Annotated in this window: 13 protein-coding genes and 1 riboswitch; of the genes, 9 read left to right on the top strand and 4 right to left on the bottom strand. The window is 65.6% G+C overall.

Features of this window, described 5'->3' with window-relative positions; genetic code table 11:
* Positions 1-106: 106 nt before the first annotated feature.
* A riboswitch (cobalamin riboswitch) is annotated at positions 107-304 on the top strand.
* Between the two features lie 159 nt (positions 305-463).
* Both CK489_RS10905 and CK489_RS41685 read left to right on the top strand, forming a co-directional pair.
* On the top strand, positions 464-2677 hold the full coding sequence (locus tag CK489_RS10905) for a TonB-dependent receptor (RefSeq protein WP_245350318.1): 2214 nt from the start codon (positions 464-466) through the stop codon (positions 2675-2677).
* A gap of 160 nt (positions 2678-2837) precedes the next feature.
* Positions 2838-3008, top strand: coding sequence for a hypothetical protein (locus CK489_RS41685; RefSeq protein WP_094193756.1), 171 nt, complete (start codon positions 2838-2840; stop codon positions 3006-3008).
* A 126-nt stretch (positions 3009-3134) separates the two neighbouring features.
* On the opposite strand, the gene CK489_RS10895 is transcribed toward CK489_RS41685, so the two are convergent.
* The gene (locus tag CK489_RS10895) at positions 3135-4424 is read right to left on the bottom strand and encodes an ATP-grasp domain-containing protein (protein ID WP_095732318.1); all 1290 of its coding nucleotides are present in this window, start codon (positions 4422-4424) and stop codon (positions 3135-3137) included.
* A 172-nt stretch (positions 4425-4596) separates the two neighbouring features.
* Here CK489_RS10895 and CK489_RS10890 point away from each other — a divergent pair, with 172 nt between their 5' ends.
* Positions 4597-5829, top strand: coding sequence for an MFS transporter (locus CK489_RS10890; RefSeq protein ID WP_095732317.1), 1233 nt, complete (start codon positions 4597-4599; stop codon positions 5827-5829).
* Between the two features lie 14 nt (positions 5830-5843).
* Here CK489_RS10890 and CK489_RS10885 read toward each other — a convergent pair whose 3' ends face one another.
* The gene (locus CK489_RS10885; protein ID WP_158226429.1) at positions 5844-7412 is read right to left on the bottom strand and encodes a CYTH and CHAD domain-containing protein; all 1569 of its coding nucleotides are present in this window, start codon (positions 7410-7412) and stop codon (positions 5844-5846) included.
* A 386-nt stretch (positions 7413-7798) separates the two neighbouring features.
* Between CK489_RS10885 and CK489_RS10880 the strand changes: the two genes are divergently transcribed.
* Together CK489_RS10880 and CK489_RS10875 are read left to right on the top strand one after the other, a co-directional pair.
* On the top strand, positions 7799-9568 hold the full coding sequence (locus CK489_RS10880) for a chloride channel protein (protein ID WP_095732431.1): 1770 nt from the start codon (positions 7799-7801) through the stop codon (positions 9566-9568).
* Between the two features lie 161 nt (positions 9569-9729).
* Complete coding sequence (locus CK489_RS10875; RefSeq protein WP_095732315.1) at positions 9730-11448, top strand: N-acyl-D-amino-acid deacylase family protein; 1719 nt, start codon at positions 9730-9732, stop codon at positions 11446-11448.
* A 202-nt stretch (positions 11449-11650) separates the two neighbouring features.
* On the opposite strand, the gene CK489_RS10870 is transcribed toward CK489_RS10875, so the two are convergent.
* Positions 11651-12751 carry a tetratricopeptide repeat protein gene (locus tag CK489_RS10870; protein WP_095732314.1) on the bottom strand — a complete coding sequence of 367 codons (1101 nt, stop codon included), beginning with the start codon at positions 12749-12751 and terminating at the stop codon, positions 11651-11653.
* Between the two features lie 540 nt (positions 12752-13291).
* Positions 13292-14608 carry an MFS transporter gene (locus CK489_RS10860; protein WP_095732312.1) on the bottom strand — a complete coding sequence of 439 codons (1317 nt, stop codon included), beginning with the start codon at positions 14606-14608 and terminating at the stop codon, positions 13292-13294.
* A 222-nt stretch (positions 14609-14830) separates the two neighbouring features.
* Between CK489_RS10860 and CK489_RS10855 the strand changes: the two genes are divergently transcribed.
* From CK489_RS10855 to CK489_RS10840, 4 genes are read left to right on the top strand one after another with little or no spacing between them, the layout of a single operon-like run.
* A complete protein-coding gene (locus CK489_RS10855; RefSeq protein ID WP_050626899.1) occupies positions 14831-15592 on the top strand; it encodes a class I SAM-dependent methyltransferase in 762 nt (253 codons plus the stop codon).
* A 36-nt stretch (positions 15593-15628) separates the two neighbouring features.
* Positions 15629-16282 (top strand): ABC transporter ATP-binding protein, encoded by a 654-nt coding sequence (locus CK489_RS10850; RefSeq protein WP_094193754.1) that lies wholly within the window; start codon positions 15629-15631, stop codon positions 16280-16282.
* A complete protein-coding gene (locus CK489_RS10845) occupies positions 16279-18738 on the top strand; it encodes an ABC transporter permease (protein ID WP_095732311.1) in 2460 nt (819 codons plus the stop codon). The genes CK489_RS10850 and CK489_RS10845 overlap by 4 nt, the downstream gene beginning before the upstream one ends.
* On the top strand, positions 18728-19813 hold the full coding sequence (locus tag CK489_RS10840) for a lipocalin-like domain-containing protein (RefSeq protein ID WP_095732310.1): 1086 nt from the start codon (positions 18728-18730) through the stop codon (positions 19811-19813). The genes CK489_RS10845 and CK489_RS10840 overlap by 11 nt, the downstream gene beginning before the upstream one ends.
* Positions 19814-19915: the final 102 nt, after the last annotated feature.

The raw sequence follows: 19915 nt of genomic DNA, 5'->3' as shown, positions 1-19915 counted from the left end.
CATGCTCTTACAGCGATCGCCGTGGCAGACAAGCGACACTCGACAAAAACCGTGGCCGTGTGGTCATTGCCCGACTTCCGCCGGATTGACTTTGCTGCGCGGCCGAACCCTAGATGAACATGACGGTTCTTTGATGAGATGAAAAGGGAATGCGGTGCGGGGAAACTTCCCCAAGGCCGCGGCTGCCCCCGCAACTGTATGCGGTGAATCCTTCGTCAGATGCCACTGGGAAACTCGGTCCTGGGAAGGCGACGAAGGGTAACGACCCGCGAGCCAGGAGACCTGCCGTCAGCCGTGGTCACACGCGAGGATGCCGGTCGGGGAGTACAGGCATGAGCTTCACCTGATGCTGCAAGCACATGGTGAGACTGGTTCGCGGTGACGTGCCACTGACGTTGCCGAGGTCTCGCCTATGTTCCTCTTCCCGTCCCGTCGGCGCCGCGCGTTTCTGCTCGCGTCGACGATGATCGTGCCGACAATCATCGTCTCGACCGCGCAGGCGCAGCAGGCGCCCGCTCCCGATCAGCTGCCCGCGATCGAAGTCACCAAACCGGGCGACCAGAATGTTACGCGCGCCAAGCCGGCGGCTGACGAAACGCCGGCGCCACGGCGCCCGGCGCCGGGTACCACCCAGAGCAACGACACGGGCAGCGGAAGCGGATCGGGCACGACCGGGGCCGGCCTCGCCACCGGAGCAGGCGGCGCGGATGACGGCCGCCAGTTCGCCGGGATCGTCGGCTCCTCCTCGACCGTGATCACCGCCGACGACATCGCGCATTCGCCGGTGCAGTCGTTGCCCGAGATTCTCGCGCAGGTGCCGGGCGTGCAGCTGCAATCGCTCTACGGCGGACCGAACGGCGCCAAGACCTCGGTCGACCTCCGTGGCTTCGGCGCGTTCGCCTCCGACAATACCCTGTTCCTGCTCAATGGCCGCCGCCTCAACGATGTCGACAAGGCCGGGTTCGACCTCACCACGATCCCGCTCGATTCGATCGCGCGCATCGAGATCGTCAGAGGCAACAGCGGCGCGGTGCTCTATGGCGACAACGCGGTGGGCGGTGTGGTCAACATCATCACCAAGACCGGCGCCGGCGGTCCGCCGGCCACGATCCGGGCCGAAGGTGGGTTCGGTTCCTTCAACACCCGCATGGCGGCCGTGTCCGCGGCGCTCAATTCCGGACCCTGGTCCACATCGTTCTACGGCAACGGCATCAAGTCCGACGGCTACCGTGTCAACAACGCGCTCGACCAGCGCAGCGCGGTCGGCAACGTCAACTACAACACGTCGGACCTGTCCGCCTTCCTCACCGTCACCGGCAGCGACCAGAAACTCGGCCTGCCCGGCGGGCGGCTGGTCGATCCGTCGATCGGCGTCAACGAGCTGCTCACCGATCGCCGCGGCGCGGCGACACCGTTCGACTATGCCAACCAGCAGACATCAAGCGTCACGGCCGGCTTCACCAAGACGCTGACCAACGGCGTCGACCTCATCGTCGATGGCGGCTGGCGGCAGCGCGAGACGCAAAGCGGCTTCTTCGGCGCCGTGCCGACCATCAGCTTCGCCTCGACCTATAACGATGCGGCGCTGCAGACTTGGTCGCTGACGCCGCGGCTCAGCGTCAAGAACGTCGCGTTCGGAATGCCGTCGACAATCCTGACCGGCATCGACTATTACGATTCGACGTTCCGCGAGGCGCGCGGCGCCTATCAGGGCGTCGACCCCTTCCACATCTACAATATCGATCAGCAGACCGTCGCCGGCTACTGGCAACACACGCTCGGCCTGCTGCCGACGACCGACTTCTCCTACGGCGCGCGCGTTCAGAACACCAGCGTCTCGGCGCGCGACCGCTACGACCCGAACGCGCCGTTCGCGTTCGATACCCAGGCGGCTCCGCTCGACAGCAACGAGACGCAGTACGCGGCTCATGTCGGCGTCGAGCATCGCTTCACCGACACGTTCTCGGTGTTCGGCCGCGCCGCCCGCGCCTTCCGCACCCCCGATGTCGATGAGCGCGTCGCATCCGGCCCGTCTTTCGACCCGGTGACGTTTGCTCCGATCCCGCAGAACTTCCAGCTCAAGACCCAGACGTCAGAGGACATCGAGGGCGGCTTTCGGGTCAAGACCAATCTGTTTCAGGTCGAGACCAGCGTCTATCTGATGGACCTCGAGAACGAGATCCATTTCAACCCGGTGCTGTTCTACAACGTCAACCTCGATCCGACCCGCCGCTACGGCTCAGAGAGCAGCGCCTCGCTCAAGGTCAGCGACACCGTGACCCTGCGCGGCGGCATGGCGATCACCCGCGCCGTCTTCCGCGAAGGCATGTGGGCCGGCAACGACGTGCCGCTGGTGTCGCGCTATACCGGCAACATCGGTGTGACCTGGAATATCTGGCAGAACTATCTGGTGTTCGACGCCACGGTGCGGGCCTGGAGCTCGCGCATCATGGACAACGATCAGGGCAACACGCAGAGCCGGATTCCCGGCAACGCCACCGCCGATTTGAAGCTGAGCGGGCAGGTTGACCGCTTCTTCTGGTCGCTCAGCGTGAACAATTTGTTCAACGCGCTGTACTACGACTACGCCATCGCGAGCTCGTTCACGGCCGGCCGCTTCTCGGCCTACCCGCTGCCCGGCCGCACCTACATGGTCAAGGCCGGCGCGACGTTTTAGAGCATGATCCGGAAAAGTGGGGACCGGTTTTACGAAAAGATCATGCTCGAACAAAGCGCGGTGCGGCGGGTGATCCCGCCGCACCGTTTGCTCACGTTACAAGCGCCCGGGAACTGGAGTAGAGTTCCGGCAGCTGATTTGACCCGTGCAGGGGAAACGCATGGCCAAGGCCGGAAAGACGAGCAAGGGCGGCGACAGGATCAAGGACAAGACCGACGACCCGGCGAAGAAGCCTCCGCCACGAGCCGCCCAGGATGACGATTATTACGAGGATGGCGACATCGCCACACCGAAGCTGGACCGCTACGGCAATGATGATGAGCCGTTGTGAGGACGAGACGAGATTTCTCCTTTTGTCGTCCCGGGCAAGCGAAGCGCGACCCGGGACCCATAACCACCGATGGTAATGGCTGAGTTCGGCTGGGGCCACAGCCCAGTCGACGATCAGCTGCGGTGGTTATGGGTCCTGGCTTTCGCCAGGACGACGCGGTGAGGCACCGTTTAAAAAATCCTCCCCCTCGATCTTCCTGATACTCCCGCGATCGAGCAGGTGCGCACCAAAGCCGCCGCGCGCCAGCGATGCGGCGATCGGCGGTGATGCCAGCAGCAGCGCGGCCGTTATCCCAAGCGGTACAGCGCTGAGCCAGTCGATCCGGACCGGTGTCAATTCCTCGGCGCTGCCCTGATAGAGGCCTTCGCCCGCGGCGATGCGGCCGCATTCCCGGATCAGGTCGCGCCGCGTGCCGTCGCGCGAGGCGCTGCCGAGCAGCGCCTGCATCGCCAAATGCGTCCGCACCCCGGCGCGGCTCTCGGCGAGCGGCGCCGGCGTCTCGCCGCGCGAGACCCGCAGCAAGAGATCGACCAGATCGGTGCCCGACTGATAGGCGTTCATGGGCTCGACCAGCCGCGGGTTACAGTCGATCAACAGCGACGTTGCGCTGTCGAGCGGCATGATGACGTCGACCGAGAGCGCGCCGTGCCAGCCGAGATGCGCACCGATGGTCTCGAGCGCGGCGCGGATCGCCGGCCGGCTCACGCTCTCCTTGATCGCCTCGCCGCCGCCGACCCCGGCCGCGATCTGCCGATAGGCGTGGAAGCCAACGAGCGTGCCGCGGCAGAACACCGACTGCGCCTTCTCGACCGTTCCGGTGATGAGATCCTGCGCCAGCACTTCGCCGGCAAAATCGCCCGAGGATTCGAGATCGTAGAGCGCGCGATTGAGATCGCCGGCGTCGCGCACGAACCAGATGCCGCGGCTCGCGGTGCCGACCGAGGTCTTGACAACAGATGGAAACCGCAGGCCGTCGCGCAGCTCCTCGGCCGAATTCACAATCCGGGTCGGCGGCTGCGGCAGGCCGAGCTGGTCGAGCAGCCGGCTGAAGCCCGCCTTGCCGTGCACGGCGCGATAGGAGGCGAACTCCGGCAGCGCGAGGCCGGTGCGCGATGTCAGCCGCGCCGCTGCGCGGGCGAAGACGAAGCCCTGCTCATGGGTCGGCAGCAGCACATCGAAATGCTGCGACGCCAACAGTTGCTCGACGAAGCGCAGGAAGCCGGCCGGATCGGTGCGCAAAGGCGGGCAATGGTGGTATTTGCGGACGAAACGGGAATAGCGCGCCAGGCACCAGCGCGAGGGATCGCAGACCTCGACATGATGGCCGGCCAGCCCCAGGATCGTGATCGCCTCGCGGCCGGAGGTGCTGGAGCCCTCCGACACCAGCACGCGGAGCGGCTTTTTGGCGTCGATCATGGCCGATCATCACCGCGCGGCCGCACTTTGTCGCCGCCTTTAATGCCGCATGTGTCGATCCGGCACGCCCGCGCCGGGGGCAGCCATGCGCCTGCGTTCATGGACAATTAGCGGCCAGCCTCTATTTTCGGCCCGCCCTGCCGGGCCTTGGAAAAAGTGGGTTGTCGCAGACATGGTCGATATTCTGGCCGCACCGCAGCAAGCGAAGGCCGACAGCGCGCTGCGCACCCTGACCGGGATTTCGGTCGCCCATTGGGTCAGCCATTTCCATATCTTCGTGCTGCCGATGCTGTTCCCGTTCCTGAAGCAGCAACTCGGCGTCGGCTATGTCGAGCTCGGCTTCGCGCTGACGGTGTTTGCGGTGGTCTCCGGCCTGACCCAGGCACCGATCGGATACCTCGCCGACCATATCGGCGCGCGCAAGATCCTGTTGGTCGGACTGACCGTCGGCGGCTGCGCGCTGATCGGGCTCGGCCTGCATCTGAGCTATACTTCGCTGATCGTCTGCGCCGTGCTGCTCGGCCTTGCCAACAGCGTCTATCACCCGGCCGATTACGCCATCCTGTCAGCCCATATGGACGAGGCGCGGATGGGCCGCGCGTTCTCGATCCACACCTTTGCCGGCTTCCTCGGCGGCGCGGTCGCGCCCGCGATCATGGCGGCGCTGGTCGCCTCGATCGGTGGTCTCGGCGCGCTGATCGTGGCCGGCGCAGTCGGTCCGCTGGTGGCGTTGTTCCTGATCGTGCTCGGCATTCCCGATGCCGGCGCCAACAAGACCAAGGCCAAGGACGACGCCGCACCGAAGGCCAGCGTAATCACGCCGGCGCTGATGGTGCTGACCGCCTTCTTCACGCTGCTCAGCCTGTCGACCTCCGGCATCAACAATTTCGGCGTGGTCGCGCTGATGGGCGGCTACGGCGCGTCGTTCTCGACTGCCAATATCGCGCTGACCGCATTCCTCGGCGCCAGCGCCGCCGGCGTGCTGGCCGGCGGCTATCTCGCCGACTGGACCCATCGCCACAGCCAGCTCGCCGCGGCCTGCTTCGCGGTCAATGCCGTGCTGGTGCTGCTGATCGCACTGATGAACCTGCCGCCGGTGGCGCTGACGCTCGCGATGGGGCTTGCCGGATTCCTCGGCGGCGTGATCGCGCCGTCCCGAGACATGATGGTGCGCAATGCGGCGCCGCCCGGTGCCGCAGGCCGCGCCTTCGGCATTGTCTCGACCGGCTTCAACTTCGGCGGCATCGTCAGTCCGCTGCTGTTCGGCTGGATCATGGACCAGCACATGCCGCATTGGGTATTTGGCGCCTCGGTGGTCTTCATGGTGCTGACCGTGCTGCTCGCGCTGGTCACCGAGCGCAAGCCGCGGGCATCTACGATGGCGGTCCAGGCGCAGTCCCGTTAGATCGACTGAAGGCCTCACCGGCCCCAGAACACGGGGGTCGTCTTGAACCGCTGCCAGCTCTTGCGCAGCGTTTTCGTCACCGCGATCTGATCGCGGGCCAGCCAGCCGGCCATCGCTCCGATGCCGAGATGCAGCGCAGGCTGATCGTCCTGCGCGACCGTATGGAGTAGCACCCGCGTGCTGCCGATGTCGCACACCCGCCCGAGGCTGTTCTGCAGCCTGGCGAGCCGCTTCACGTAGCGCTTCGCCGGTGCGTGGGCAGCATAAAGCGGCAGGAAGAACTCGGCCGCGTAGCGTAACTTCTTGAGGTTGATCCTCAGATTGTGCTGCGCATGAATATCGAGCCGACGGAAGCGCACACCACGCTTCAATGTCTTGCGATGCAGACGTTGCAGAATCCGATCGGCAAGTACCGGCATCGGTTGCGACAGGGTCACCAGCGCTTCGCTGTCGATCTCGTTGCGCCAGCTGCGACGTTCCACCAACTGCCCCAGCGAGAGCAGGAAGCGGCTGCAACGGGGATCGGCCAAAACGCCATGCAAGGCGCCGTAGCTCGATTTCTGGCGCTGCTCGACCGCCTGGCGGAGGCCGCCGAGATCGATATCCGGAACCGCCTTGACCAGGCGGGTGATCGTCGTCTCGGCGAACACGTCCCAATCCCGCGCCTTGCCTAGTTGCCGCATCAGCCATTTTGCTTCGCTGTTGACGGTCAGAAATGCCGGCGATGGAATGTCGCGCCGGAACAGCGCACAGATCGTGCGCAGGCGCCGCAAGGCCACGCGCATCTGGTGCACGCCTTCGGGGTCCGCCCCCTGCTCGGCCACCGCGTGATTCTTCAACAGATGATGCCAGCAGGAACCCACCAGCAGTGCGATGACGTCGTCGACCACGTGATCCGCGGTGATGTCCGACGCCTCGGCCTTCACCGCGGATGGCGCGACATCGAACGCCAGCGCATAGCCACGTTCCGCCTTGCTTCGCGTGCCGATCTGCAGCGGCGCCGCGTCGAGCAACTGCGTTCCTAGGTCGAACAGGACGCCAGCATTGCCGCTCTTCAGTTCAATCTCGATTTCCGACAGGACCTCCTGGCGCGAAGCGGCCTCGATCGTCCCCTCGTCGAATGCGACTTCAACCGAGGCATCGGGCAGGTCGAGTTGCCGGGCGTGCCGGCGCACCTTTGTCTCGAACACCGGCACCAGCGCATCGTTGCTCAGCGCGGCAATGGGATCGCCGACCTCGTCGGCGGGGAGCCGCGCCAGATCGGGGGCCATGCCCTCAACCGGCATCTCCCATTGGCGGCGCATTAGCGGCTGCCCGCCATTGGGTGAAAGCTTTAGCGTCTGGATGAAGGTCTTGCCGCTGCGCCGCACACGCAGCGACATGCCATGCTGGAACAGCAGGTGCTCGGCCGTATCGTAATACACCGTTTCCAGCCGGTGAAATGCACCGCGATTGCGCGCGTGCTGCACGATGCAGGGCGCCTCACGCAGCTTTTCGAGGCTTCCTTGCGGCGCAAGCAGCTTGAGTTCGAATTCCGTCTGATCGCCATGCGTGACAGCAATGGCAGTGCCCGCCTCGGTCACGACCGGCCGCCGTCCATTCAATGATATCGCCCCCGGCGCATGGTTTATGAAGGTTTCATGACCATGACAAGCCAAATCCCTGGCATGGCAGCGTGCGTTGGCTGCGAATTGTAGCCGAATCCACGCGGTCACGTTGCAGGGAATTGCGCCGCTATCCGGGGGAAGGACCGCCTCCCTCGCGCTTCGTTCTCCGCGAGCAAGCCGGCCGCACGGCCGGGAACCCGCGGGCCGGCGGCGCGCAGGCGTCTGCAACGCCGCCATCCGAGGCCACGCTTGTAATTATATCGCAATACGATATTACGCCGGCATCCTCTCACCCGAGCCCTGCGCCGCCAATGAGCGTCATTTCCACCAAATCGAACGCCGCCGCCGACACGAGCGCCAAGATGGGCGACAAGATCGGCGACAAGGCCAGCCACCTTCTGAGCGACTTCACCACCGATCCGCGCGTCGTAGTGATCTCGGCGATCGCGGTGTTTGTCTCCGCCGCCGGCGTGCTGGCCGGCGCGGGCCTGCTGCAGCTGATCAAGCTTGCCACCAACATCGCCTATTTCGGTCAGTTCAGCTTCGCCGACCTGAAATTGCAGGCTTCGCCGCTCGGCCTGTGGACCGTGCTGGTGCCGGTCGCGGGCGCGCTGATCATCGGCCTGATGGCGCGGTTCGGCAGCGAGAAGATCCGCGGGCACGGCATTCCCGAAGCGATCGAGGCCATCCTGCTCGGACGTTCGCGGCTCGACCCCAAGGTGGCGATCCTCAAGCCGCTGTCGTCGGCGGTGTCGATCGGCACCGGCGGCCCGTTCGGCGCCGAGGGTCCGATCATCATGACCGGAGGCGCGATCGGCTCACTGATCGCGCAGATGCTTCCCGTCAGCGACAACGAGCGCAAAACCCTGCTGGTGGCCGGCGCCGCCGCCGGCATGACCACCGTGTTCGGAACGCCGATCGCGGCTATCATGCTCGCGGTCGAACTCCTGCTGTTCGAATGGACACCGCGCAGCTTCATTCCCGTCACCGTCGCCGCCGTCGTGGCCGCCGTCGGCCGCACCTTCCTGCACATGCCCGTGCCGCTGTTTCCGTTCACCGGCGGCGTCGACATCTCGGTGCTGCAGCTCGGCGCCTGGATGCTGATCGGGATCCTCTCCGGTCTGCTGTCGGGCGTGCTGACGCAACTGGTCTATGGCTGCGAGGACATCTTCCTGAAGTTGCCGATCCACTGGATGTGGTGGCCGCTGATCGGCGGACTGGTCGTCGGCCTCGGCGGCCTGATCGAGCCGCAGGCACTCGGCGTCGGCTACGACAATCTCGCATCGATGCTGCGAGGCGACGTGGTGCTGAAGGCCGCGCTATTGCTGCTCGTGGTGAAGGCCGTGATCTGGTCGGTAGCGCTAGGCTCCGGCACCTCGGGCGGCGTGCTGGCGCCGCTGCTCATCATGGGCGGCGCGATGGGCACGGCACTGAGCGGATACCTGCCGGCGGCGAGTCCCGGCTTCTGGGCGTTGTTGGCGATGGCGGCGACGATGGGCGGCACGATGCGCTCGCCCTTGACCGCGACCTTCTTCGCGGTCGAGCTCACCGGCAACACCCATGTGCTGCTGCCGCTGATCGCGGCCTGCTGCAGCGCGCATGGCGTCACGGTGCTGCTGATGCGGCGATCGATCCTGACCGAGAAGGTGGCGCGGCGCGGCCACCACCTGGTGCGCGAGTATCGCGTCGATCCGTTCGCGCTGACGCGCGTGCGCGACGTCATGACCAAGGCGGTCGAGACCGTCGCCGACACCATGACACTGCACGGCGCGGCAGCCTTCCTGACCAACCCGAAGACCGGCCATCCGAGCTTCCCGGTCATCGACGCCAACCATCACGTGCTCGGCGTGATCGACCCGCCGTCCGTGCTGCGCTGGCGCCGCGCCGGCAAGCATCGCACCGCGACGCTCGGCCAGCTTTTGACCGGGAGCAAGATCACCGTCGCCTACCCCGACGAATTTCTCGACCGGCTGGCCGACCGACTGATGCAGGTCAACGTCTCGCATCTGCCCGTGATCTCGCGCGAGGACCAGCGCCTGGTCGGCTATATCGGCTGGAAGGATTTGATGCGCGTGCGCGCCCGGTTGCAGGCCGAGGAAACCCAGAAGACGGCGTTCTTCGGCGCGCGCTAGCTCCGCGGCGGCTAGCCTGGCGGAACAAATTTCCGCCGGGCGGCAACGCCAGGGCGCGACGAACTGCCAGCGCATCCCAGAGCTTCACCGGCGATGGTTGACAGCATCAAGGGCTCTCCCATGATGCGGCATAACCAAGAACAGCCTCGGGATGAAATGCCATGACCTCAACCCCAGACCTCGTGATCCGCGGCGGCAACGTCGCCGACGGCAAGGGCGGCGATCTCTATGAAGCCGATGTCGCGATCTCAGGCGGCAAGATCACCGAAGTCGGCAAGGTCACGGCAAAGGGAAAGGAAGAGATCGATGCCCGCGGCAAGCTGGTGGCGCCCGGCTTCGTCGACGTCCACACCCATTACGACGGCCAGGTGACCTGGAGCCAGGACATCACGCCGTCGTCGCAGAACGGCGTCACCACAGCGATCATGGGCAATTGCGGCGTCGGCTTCGCACCGTGCCGGCCGAGCGACCACGTCCGGCTGATCCAACTGATGGAAGGTGTCGAGGATATTCCCGAGCCGGTGCTTTCCGCCGGCATTCCCTGGGCGTGGGAAAGTTTCCCCGACTACATGGAATGGCTGTCGAAGCGCAATTTCGACATGGATATCGGCGCGCAGCTGCCGCATGCAGCGCTGCGGGTCTATGTGATGGGCGAGCGCGGCGCGCGCCGCGATCCGGCCACACCCGAGGACAACAAGCAGATGGCGGCACTCGCCGGCGATGCGGTGCGATCGGGCGCGCTGGGGTTCTCGACCTCGCGCACGCTGAATCACCGTACCTCGACCGGCGACTACACGCCGACGCTGAAGGCCGGCGAGGATGAATTGACCGCGATTGCCGGCGCGATGCACGGCGTCGGCCGCAGCGTGCTGCAATTCGTGCTCGACCAGAGCACCGTCCACGAAGATCTGCCGATGATGCTGCGGGTCGCCGAGAACACCAAGTGCCCGATCTCGTTCTCGGTCGCCCAGGCCGACAAGGCGCCGCGGCGCTGGCGGCAGACCATGGACACCATCAATGAAGCCGCCGCGCGCGGCCTGTCGATCACGACCCAGATCGCGGCGCGGCCGGTCGGGCTGCTGCTCGGGCTGGAATTGTCGCGCAACCCGTTCCAGACCCATCCGAGCTATCGCGAGATCGCCAGGCTGCCGCTGGCCGAGCGGCTCGCGCATCTGCGCCGGCCCGAGGTGCGCGCCGCGATCCTGAGCGAGAGCGCGACCGCAACCGACGATCCGCTGTTCTTCCGGCCGAACTACGACAAGATGTACCTGCTCGGCAATCCGCCGGACTATGAACAACCGCCGGAGAACGCGCTCGGTCCGCAGGCGCGGCGCCAGGGCCGGCAGCCGGAAGAGCTCGCCTATGACGCGATGCTGACCGACGAGGGCCGCGGCATGCTCTATGTGCCGTTCCTGAATTATGCCGACGGCAATCTCGATGCCGTGCACGAGATGCTTCGCGAGCCGAGCGCGGTGCCCGGCCTGTCCGACGGAGGCGCACATTGCGGCATCATCTGCGATGCCAGCTTCCCGACCTATCTGCTGACGCACTGGACCCGCGACCGCAGCCGCGGCGACAAGCTCTCGATCCCGTTCGTGATCGCGGCGCAGTCGCGCAAGACCGCGCTGTCGGTCGGCCTGCATGATCGCGGCGTGCTCGCGCCGGGCTTCAAGGCCGACGTCAATGTGATCGATTATGACCGGCTGCATCTGCATCCGCCGAAGGTGCATTACGACCTCCCTGTCGGCGGCCGCCGCCTCTTGCAGCAGGTCGACGGCTACGACGCCACCATCGTCTCCGGCATCGTCACCCAGCGCGACGGCAAGGCCACCGGCGCGCGGCCGGGCCGGCTCGTCCGCGGCGCACGGGGATTGCAGTAGAGCCACCACGCCCGATCGCTCGCGCATCGGTCCCCGAGGGATTGATGGTTTACGAGGCCAATGCCGCTTGTGAGCATCCGATTGATGGGCGTGCGAGCCGGACTGGAAGTTGGCGATGCCGTTGGCAAGTGGCTGCTTAGCAGAGCGAGCCGGCAACGGATCGACCGGGCCGGCTTCCCGTTGATCTCGGCGGTCGGAATGATCAGGCCGGCGAATGTTTCGCGAGTGCCGCCGCGATCCTCTCCAATGCGGCGTTCCTCCGCCGCATTTCAACGAGCTCCTGTTCGCCAATTTCGACCGCCGCCCCGGGCCGCCCCCGCGCGGACGCGCTCCCTCGGAGATTAGGCCAGACCCCGAACACCACACACATCATCAAGATGGTGAGCATAAGGGTCCATGGGAGCACCTGACTATAGTCGGCGATGGAGCGGCCGAGGTCACCCTTGGATAGATACGCAACGGCGCGACGGCCATAGAGGCCCCTATCTTGCGGATCGAGCGCGATTGTCTGACTGTAGTCTGCGATCGCGCGGTCAAAGTCCTTCTTGATCTGGTAGGCGTACCCGCGGTTGAGGTAGGCGTCCCTATATCTCGGAAAGAGCGCGATCGCCTGACTACAGTCGGCGATGACGCGATCGACGTCCCCCTTGTCCCTGTACGCCAGGGAGCGGTTGTAGTAGGCGATAGCAGATTTCGGATTAAGCGCGATCACCTGATCGTAATCGACAATGGCGCGATCGGGATCGCCTTTGGCCAGATATGCGTTTCCTCGGTTGACGAGTGTGACCTTATTGTTCGCATCGAGCCGGATACTCTCGCTAAAGTCCGCGATGGCATGGTCGTTGTCACCCTTGGCTTGGTAGGCGTTGCCGCGCGCCTGGTATCCGACCGCTTTTCCATAGTCCGACAGACCGCTTTCGAACGCCTGGTTGGCGTCCACTATCGCGCTGTCGTAGTCGTGTCGCTCATTGTAGATATTCGCCCGGTTGAGCAGTGAGCTAACGGCCTTCGGGTCCGCCCGAATCGCCTCGGTGTAATCCTCGAAGGCGCGGTCGACGCGATCAGCGGCGCTTGTCCATGACCAAGTGTAGCCACGGTGATGATACAGGTCGGATAGCTCCCGGCCCTCATACTCGCCGCTTTCGATCGCGCGTGTGCAGGCGGCGATGGCCGCAGCAGCGGTTTCTCTCGAGGTCTTCAAACACTCCTGTCGATCATCGGCTGCCGCCGGCTGGCTGACAGCGGCAACTGCTGCGAATACCAGAGCAACCGTCCAGACATGCGCGGAAATCCCCGAGCGCATACCCTTCCTCCTCCGATCCACCACTGTTCGAGCTAACCCGGCGACCGCTTTTCCAACGCCTCCGCGACCCTCTCCAAGACGACGTTCGTGCGCCGCATTTCGGCGACCTGTTGCTCGGAAATCTCAATCAGCAATCGCCCGCGCCTTGCGCCGCCGCGGAGATACAGCAGATACCCGCGAAAAACACCACAACGAGAATAAACGGGGTCCATGAGACCAAAATTGTAAACCAATCAGGCTTCATCCACGGACCTCCGTCGCAAATTGATTATCGCCCGATCCTGAACCGCGAACATCTTGTGCAATTTTACAGGTAGAATATCGGCAAATCTTGCAGCCTTACGTTGCGGAAGTCAACGCGGCGTCATCGATCTGGAGGTCGCTATCCGGGTTGAGGGGCGCGGTCTCTCGACAGACGCGAGCCTTTGGAGACGACCCCTTAGCCGGATGTCCCGCTGACGCGCGACATCCGGCCTCTCCCACGAGGGGAGAGGCAAAGCCGATCAAGCTGACAAGATAGAACTGAGCGCTCCAACCGCCTTACGTCGACGACACGGCGCTCCTGATCGCGCCCGCGGGCCGTGACGTGCCGGCGAGCCTTGCGCGCTCGGTGTTCGGCCACAGCAGCAGTAAGCCGAGCACGCCGGATCCCACCATGATCGCGGCGTTGATGGTGAAGCCGGACATGTAGCCGGCCATCGGCGTCGCGGCATGCTGGATCACACTGCCCATCACCATCGGCGCCAGGACGCCGGAGATGGTGTAAAGCGCGCCGTAGATCGCGATGATCGCGCCGCGCTGCGACACCGGGGTGAACTCGCCGAGCATCGGCGGGCACACCACGTAGATCGAGCCGCACAGACCCGAGCCGATCACCAGCAATGCGATCATCAGACCGCCCTGTGGTGCATAGGGCAGCGTCGCGAGAATGCAGCCGCCGATAATCAGGGGCACCGAGCCGAGCACGCCGCGCGCACCGCGGGTGGTGAAGCCGCGCGCCAGCATCAGCTGCGAGATCCAGCCGGTCAGGATCACGATCGTCGCACCGAAGATCCACGGCAGGATCGAAACGAAGCCGGCCTGCTGCTGCGAAAAGCCGAGGCCCTCGATGATGAAGGAGGTGAACCAGGTCAGCCCGAGCGACAGCGCCCAATAGGCGCCGAAGGTCGCGACCACGCAGCCGATGAAGGTGCGCGAGGTCAGCAGCTTCCAGTAGGGAATCCGCGGCTCGTCGGCGGCGACGGCCATCGTGGAGACCAGCGGCCCTTCCTTGCCGAGCGCAAGCCAGGCCACAGTCCAGATCAGGCCGACGATGCCGAGCGCGCCGAAGGCGTGATGCCAACTGTGATTGACGATGATCCAGTTCAGCGCCGGCACCGCGAGAATCACGCCAAACGCCGACCCCTGCGACAGGATCGCGGTCGGCAGGGTGCGCTTCTCGTCCGGAAACCATTTGTAGATGGCGTGTGCTGCGACCGAGAAGGCCGGTCCCTCGCCGGCGCCGAGGATAACGCGGCAGATCACCAGCGTCGCATAGCTCACGGTGCCGATCATCGGAAATTGCGCCAGCGACCAGATCACCGCCAGAATCAGCAGCACCCAACGCGTATCGACACGGTTGACGATGAAGCCGACCACGATCGCCGAGATCGAGAACAGGATGAAGAAGGCCGAGCCGAGGTCGCCGAATTGCTCCGGCGTGAGACCCATCTCCTTCCGGATCGGCACGCCGGCCAGCCCGACCACGATCTTGTCCGCGAAGTTCACCACCATGAACAGGAACAGAAGGAAGGTGATTTGCCAGGCGCCCTTGGGCGTCCCCGTTGACGTCCCCTTGGGCGTCGGTTGCGTCGTCATGTCTGGCTCCCCGTCGTTTCGTTTTTTGGCTTCGTAAATTCGGCCCCAATCGGCGATGCTAGCCACGCCTCGCTGCGCAACGCAACAACGCATTTTTCCGGGGTCGCACGGCCCGGCGCGCCTGTCACGGCCGATCACGATCGCGTCGTCGCGGCCGCGAAACGGTGATCTGTCATGGCCCTGCTGCTATGCTCAGGCGCAACGAAAAGCCGGGGTTATTTCATGAACAAATTGATCCTTCGCGCGGTCGCCTGCGCTGCACTCGCGTCTGCCGCCGCCTTCACTGCACCAGCTGTTCGCGCCGAGAACACCGCCAGCCCCGACTATGCAGCAATCGTCGCCGCGCCCGATCGCAGCGACGCCGATCGCCAGGTCGACCAGCGCCGCCAGCCGGCCAAGATGCTCGCCTTTGCCGGCGTCAAGCCAGGCATGACCATCCTCGACATGGCCGCGAGCGCCGGCTACAGCACCGAACTATTGGCGCGCACCGTCGCCCCGTCGGGCAAGGTCTACGCCCAGGATTCGGCCAGCGTGCTCGAGCGCTTCGTCAAGGACAAGTTCGACAACCGGGCGAAGGCGCCCGCGATGAAGAACGTCGTCCATGTGGTGCGGGACTATGACGACCCGATCCCGCCCGAGGTCAAGGACCTCGACATGATCACCTTCTTCTTTTTCTATCACGACATCAGCTATCTGCCGGTCGATCGCGCCGCGATGAACAAGAAGATGTTCGCGGCACTCAAGCCGGGCGGCTTCCTGATCATCGCGGATCACTCGGCCAAGCCGGGCGACGGCACCAATGTCGCCAAGACCCTGCACCGGATCGAGGAGAGCACTTTGAAGCAGGAAATCGAGGCGGCCGGCTTCAAGCTGGTGGCCGAGGGCGATTTCCTGCATCATGCGGAGGACCCGAAGGACATTCCCGTCTTCAAGGCCCCGGTGCCGATCGACGAGTTCGTCCTGAAATACCAGAAGCCGCAATGAGGCACCGCCATCGCTTCGCCTGACCAGACCGCCGCGCTGCTTCGCGTCACCGGCCTGACCAAGAGTTACCGCTCCGCCGGCGAAGACGTCGCGGTGCTGCGCGGCGTCGATCTCACGGTGGCAACCGGCGAGAGCGTCGCGTTGACGGGTGAATCCGGCAGCGGCAAGAGCACGCTGCTGCATCTGATCGCAGGGTTGGATGCTGCCGACAGCGGCGAGATCGCCCTCGCCGAGATCATCGTCTCCGGCCTCAACGATGCCGGCCGCGCCGAGCTGCGCCGCGATCGGCTCGGCCTCGTGTTCCAGCAATTCAATCTGATCCCGAGCCTGACGGTCGCGGATAATCTCGTATTCCAGTCGCGCATCGCCGGCCGGCACGATGCGACCTGGCATGACGAGCTGGTCGAGCGTCTCGGCCTGAAGAACCTGCTCAGGCGCTATCCGGAGCAATTGTCCGGCGGCCAGCAGCAGCGCGTCGCGATCGGCCGCGCGCTGGCGCCGAAGCCGCTGTTGCTGCTCGCCGACGAGCCGACCGGCAATCTCGACGAGGACACCGCCGACGAGGTGCTGCATCTGGCGCGCGATCTGGTTGTCCGCACCGGCTGCGGCTTCCTGATGGTCACCCACAGCGCGCGGCTCGCGGCCACGCTCGACCGTCAGGTCACCTTGCATGCCGGAGTGGTGGCATGAGGCGCGCGCTTTGGATCCTCGCGGTGCTGCTCAGCCACTGGCGGCGGCATCCGATGCAGCTTGCGACGCTCTTGATCGGGTTGATCTCGGCGACCGCACTGTGGAGCGGCGTGCAGGCGTTGAACCAGCAGGCGCGCATCGCCTATGACCGCGCGGCCGCGACCTTCGGCGGCTCGCGCACCGCCATGCTGGTGAGCCGCGACAGCGCGACCTTCCCGCAACAACTGTTCGTCGATCTGCGCCGCGCCGGCTGGCAGGTGTCGCCGACGCTGGAGGGCCGCGTCCAGATCGACGGGCGCAGCTTCCGCCTGCTCGGCGTCGAGCCGGTGACCTTGCCCTCCGAGGTCGGCACCGCGCCGGCTGTGGGACGCGGCACCCTGCAGGCCTTCGTCACGCCGCCCGGCGAAATGCTGGTGGCGCCGGAGACGCTGCGCGATCTCGCCCTCAAGGAAGGCGAGCGGCCGCAGGCGAACGGTTTGAGCCTGCCGCCGCTGCGCGTGCAGGCCGAGCTCGCGCCCGGTGCGCTGGTCGTCGATATCGGCATCGCGCAGGATATCCTGAAGCTACCCGGCCAGGTGTCGCGCCTGCTGGTCGGCAAGTCCAAAACGCCTCACGCAACGCTCGACAGCGTGGCGGGTGACAAACTCCACCTGGTCGAGCCAAGTGCCGAGAGCGACCTCGAACGGCTCACCGACAGTTTCCACCTCAACCTCACCGCATTCGGCCTGCTATCGTTCTTCGTCGGCCTGTTCATCGTCAACTCCGCGATCGGGCTCGCCTTCGAGCAGCGGCTGCCGATGCTGCGCACGCTGCGCGCCTGCGGCGTCTCGGCGCGAATGCTCAACACCGTGCTGGTGATCGAGCTGGTATCGCTGGCGCTGGTCGCCGGCCTGATCGGGTTGGTCTGCGGCTACTTCATCGCGGCGGCCCTGCTGCCCGACGTCGCTGCGTCGCTGCGCGGGCTCTATGGGGCGCAGATCCCCGGGCAGCTTTCGCTGAAGCCTGTCTGGTGGTTCGCCGGAATCGCCATCAGCATTCTCGGCGCGCTGGCAGCTGCGGCCGCGAGCCTTGCCAAGGCGATCCGGATGCCGGTGCTGGCGACGGCGCAGCCGCAGGCCTGGCAGCAGGCGCAGCGGCGCTGGCTGATGTTCCAGAGCGCGGCGGCGCTCGCGGTGTTCGCGGCCGCAGCAGTGCTCATTCAGTTCGGCGATTCCCTGATCGCGGGCTTTGCCGTGCTGGCCGCGCTGATGCTCGGCGCGGCATTGATCCTGCCGATGGTGCTGCAGATCGCGCTCGCGATCGGCCAGCGCAGCGCGCGCGCGCCGGTCGGCATCTGGTTCTGGGCCGACAGCCGCCAGCAGCTGTCCGGTTTGTCGCTGGCGCTGATGGCGCTGCTGCTCGCGCTCGCGGTCAATGTCGGCGTCGGCACCATGGTGGACAGCTTCAGCCGCACCTTCCTGGTCTGGCTCGACGGAAGGCTTGCCGCCGACGTTTATGTCAGCGCCTCCAGCGATACGCAGGCCAAGGAGATCAAGGCATGGCTGCGCGATCGACCAGAGGTCGAGGCGATCCTGCCCGGCGGCCGCGCCGACACCCAGTTCGGTGGCGCACCGATCGAGGTACTCGGCCTGCCCGACCACAGCACTTACCGCGACAACTGGCCGTTGCTGGAGAGCGCGGCGAATGCCTGGATCAGACTGCGCCCCGGCGACACCTGCCTCGTCAGCGAGCAATTGTCGCGACGAATGAAGCTTGCGATCGGCGATCACATCGAGTTGCCCGCGCCGGGCGGCAACTGGCCGCTCGAGATCGTCGGCATCTACGCCGATTACGGCAACCCGAAGGGCCAGATCGCGGTCAACTTCGCTGCGCTGACGCGCCACTTCCCACAGACCCCACTGACCCGGATCGGGCTCCGCGTCGCACCAGACAAGATCGCGCCGTTGATCACGGCGTTGCAGGAAAAATTCGGTCTCGACGACCGCAGCGTCGCCGACCAGGCGACGATGAAGCGCGAATCCAAGCGGGTGTTCAATCGCACCTTCTCGGTGACCGCGGCGCTCAACGCCTTCACGCTCGGCGTCGCCGGCATCGCGCTCTTGACCAGCCTGCTCACGCTGGCCAATTCGCGACTGCCGCAGCTGGCGCCGCTGTGGGCGATCGGCCTGACGCGGCGGCGGCTTGCGGCGCTCGAACTGCTGAAGACGATGGCGGTCGCGCTGATCACCGCGCTGTTCGCGCTGCCGCTCGGACTTCTGGTGGCGTGGTGCCTGCTTGCGATCGTCAACGTCAAGGCGTTCGGCTGGCGGCTACCGTTCCACGTCTTCCCGCTGCAATTGATCGAGCTGCTCGCGGTGGCGATGGCCGCAGCGCTCTGTGCCGCGGCGCTGCCGGTTGCTAGACTGGCCCGCATGCAGCCGGCCACCCTGATCCGGACCTTCGTCAATGAGCGCTAGCGGCACGATCACGCGGCGTGCCTTTGCCGGCGGCGCGCTGGCGCTGGCACTCGGCGGCAAGGGCTTCGCGCAGGGCTTTGCCGGGCTCGGCGAGAATGCCGAAGGCTTTGCCGCCGTCACGCCGGGCAAGCCGTTCGTCTTCCCCGTCGATCACGGCCCGCATCCCGAGTTCCGGATCGAATGGTGGTACGTGACGGCGAACCTGTCGGATGCCGGCGGCGCAGCCTATGGCATGCAATGGACGCTGTTCCGCCAAGCCATGAAGCCGGGCGGGCCCAGCGAGGGGTGGGCCAATCAGCAGGTGTGGATGGGCCACGCTGCCGTGACCAGCGCCACCACGCACCGCTTCAGCGAAACGTTTGCGCGCGGCGGCGTCGGGCAGGCCGGTGTCGAAGCCACACCGTTCCGCGCCTGGATCGACGCCTGGGAGATGCGCGGGTTGAACGACTTCGATGTACAACGCGTCGCGCCGCTCGAGTTGAGGGCCTCCGCCGCCGACTTCTCGACCACGCTCCGGCTCGAAACCGACCGCGCGTTGGTGCTGCAAGGCGACCACGGTTACAGCCGCAAATCAGATCGCGGACAGGCCTCCTATTATTACAGCCAGCCGTTCTACAGGGCGTCCGGCCGCATCGTGATCGAGGACAAGGCGGTCGACGTCACCGGCACAGCCTGGATGGACCGCGAATGGAGCAGCCAACCGCTCGCCGCCGACCAAACCGGCTGGGACTGGTTCTCGCTGCATCTACCCGGCGACGAGAAACTGATGCTGTACCGGCTGCGCCAGAAAGACGGCCGCGAGAACCTGTTCGGCAACTGGATCACGCCGGATGGCCGCTCTACCGAGATCGCAGCCGCCGGCAACAGCATCGCGCCAACAGCGACAACCGAGATCAACGGCCGCAAGCTGCCGACCTCATGGCGCGTGACACTTCCGGCGCGCCGCCTTGCCATCGAGACCACGCCGGTCAATCCGAAGGCCTGGATGGGAACCAGCTTCCCCTATTGGGAAGGCCCGATCCGCTTTTCAGGCAGCCATGCCGGAATCGGCTATCTTGAGATGACGGGATACTAGGACGTCGACGGAAGATCGGCGCCGCAAAGAAAGCCCCGCTTGTCACACCGCGCGGCGCCGCCGCGTCATGACATCGGAGCCAACAGAGAGGACACGCCTGCC

The organism is Bradyrhizobium sp. UFLA03-84, assembly GCF_002289535.1.
In the GTDB taxonomy this organism is placed as follows: domain Bacteria; phylum Pseudomonadota; class Alphaproteobacteria; order Rhizobiales; family Xanthobacteraceae; genus Bradyrhizobium; species Bradyrhizobium viridifuturi.
This window is presented reverse-complemented; position numbering and strand designations above follow the sequence as displayed.

Bases quoted from the DNA above. Each gene is read 5' to 3' on its own strand.
- CK489_RS10905 (WP_245350318.1), top strand. From the start codon at position 464: ATGATCGTGCCGACAATCATCGTCTCGACCGCGCAGGCGCAGCAGGCG.
- CK489_RS41685 (WP_094193756.1), top strand. From the start codon at position 2,838: ATGGCCAAGGCCGGAAAGACGAGCAAGGGCGGCGACAGGATCAAGGAC.
- CK489_RS10895 (WP_095732318.1), bottom strand. From the start codon at position 4,424: ATGATCGACGCCAAAAAGCCGCTCCGCGTGCTGGTGTCGGAGGGCTCC.
- CK489_RS10890 (WP_095732317.1), top strand. From the start codon at position 4,597: ATGGTCGATATTCTGGCCGCACCGCAGCAAGCGAAGGCCGACAGCGCG.
- CK489_RS10880 (WP_095732431.1), top strand. From the start codon at position 7,799: ATGGGCGACAAGATCGGCGACAAGGCCAGCCACCTTCTGAGCGACTTC.
- CK489_RS10875 (WP_095732315.1), top strand. From the start codon at position 9,730: ATGACCTCAACCCCAGACCTCGTGATCCGCGGCGGCAACGTCGCCGAC.
- CK489_RS10870 (WP_095732314.1), bottom strand. From the start codon at position 12,751: ATGCGCTCGGGGATTTCCGCGCATGTCTGGACGGTTGCTCTGGTATTC.
- CK489_RS10860 (WP_095732312.1), bottom strand. From the start codon at position 14,608: ATGACGACGCAACCGACGCCCAAGGGGACGTCAACGGGGACGCCCAAG.
- CK489_RS10855 (WP_050626899.1), top strand. From the start codon at position 14,831: ATGAACAAATTGATCCTTCGCGCGGTCGCCTGCGCTGCACTCGCGTCT.
- CK489_RS10845 (WP_095732311.1), top strand. From the start codon at position 16,279: ATGAGGCGCGCGCTTTGGATCCTCGCGGTGCTGCTCAGCCACTGGCGG.
- CK489_RS10840 (WP_095732310.1), top strand. From the start codon at position 18,728: ATGAGCGCTAGCGGCACGATCACGCGGCGTGCCTTTGCCGGCGGCGCG.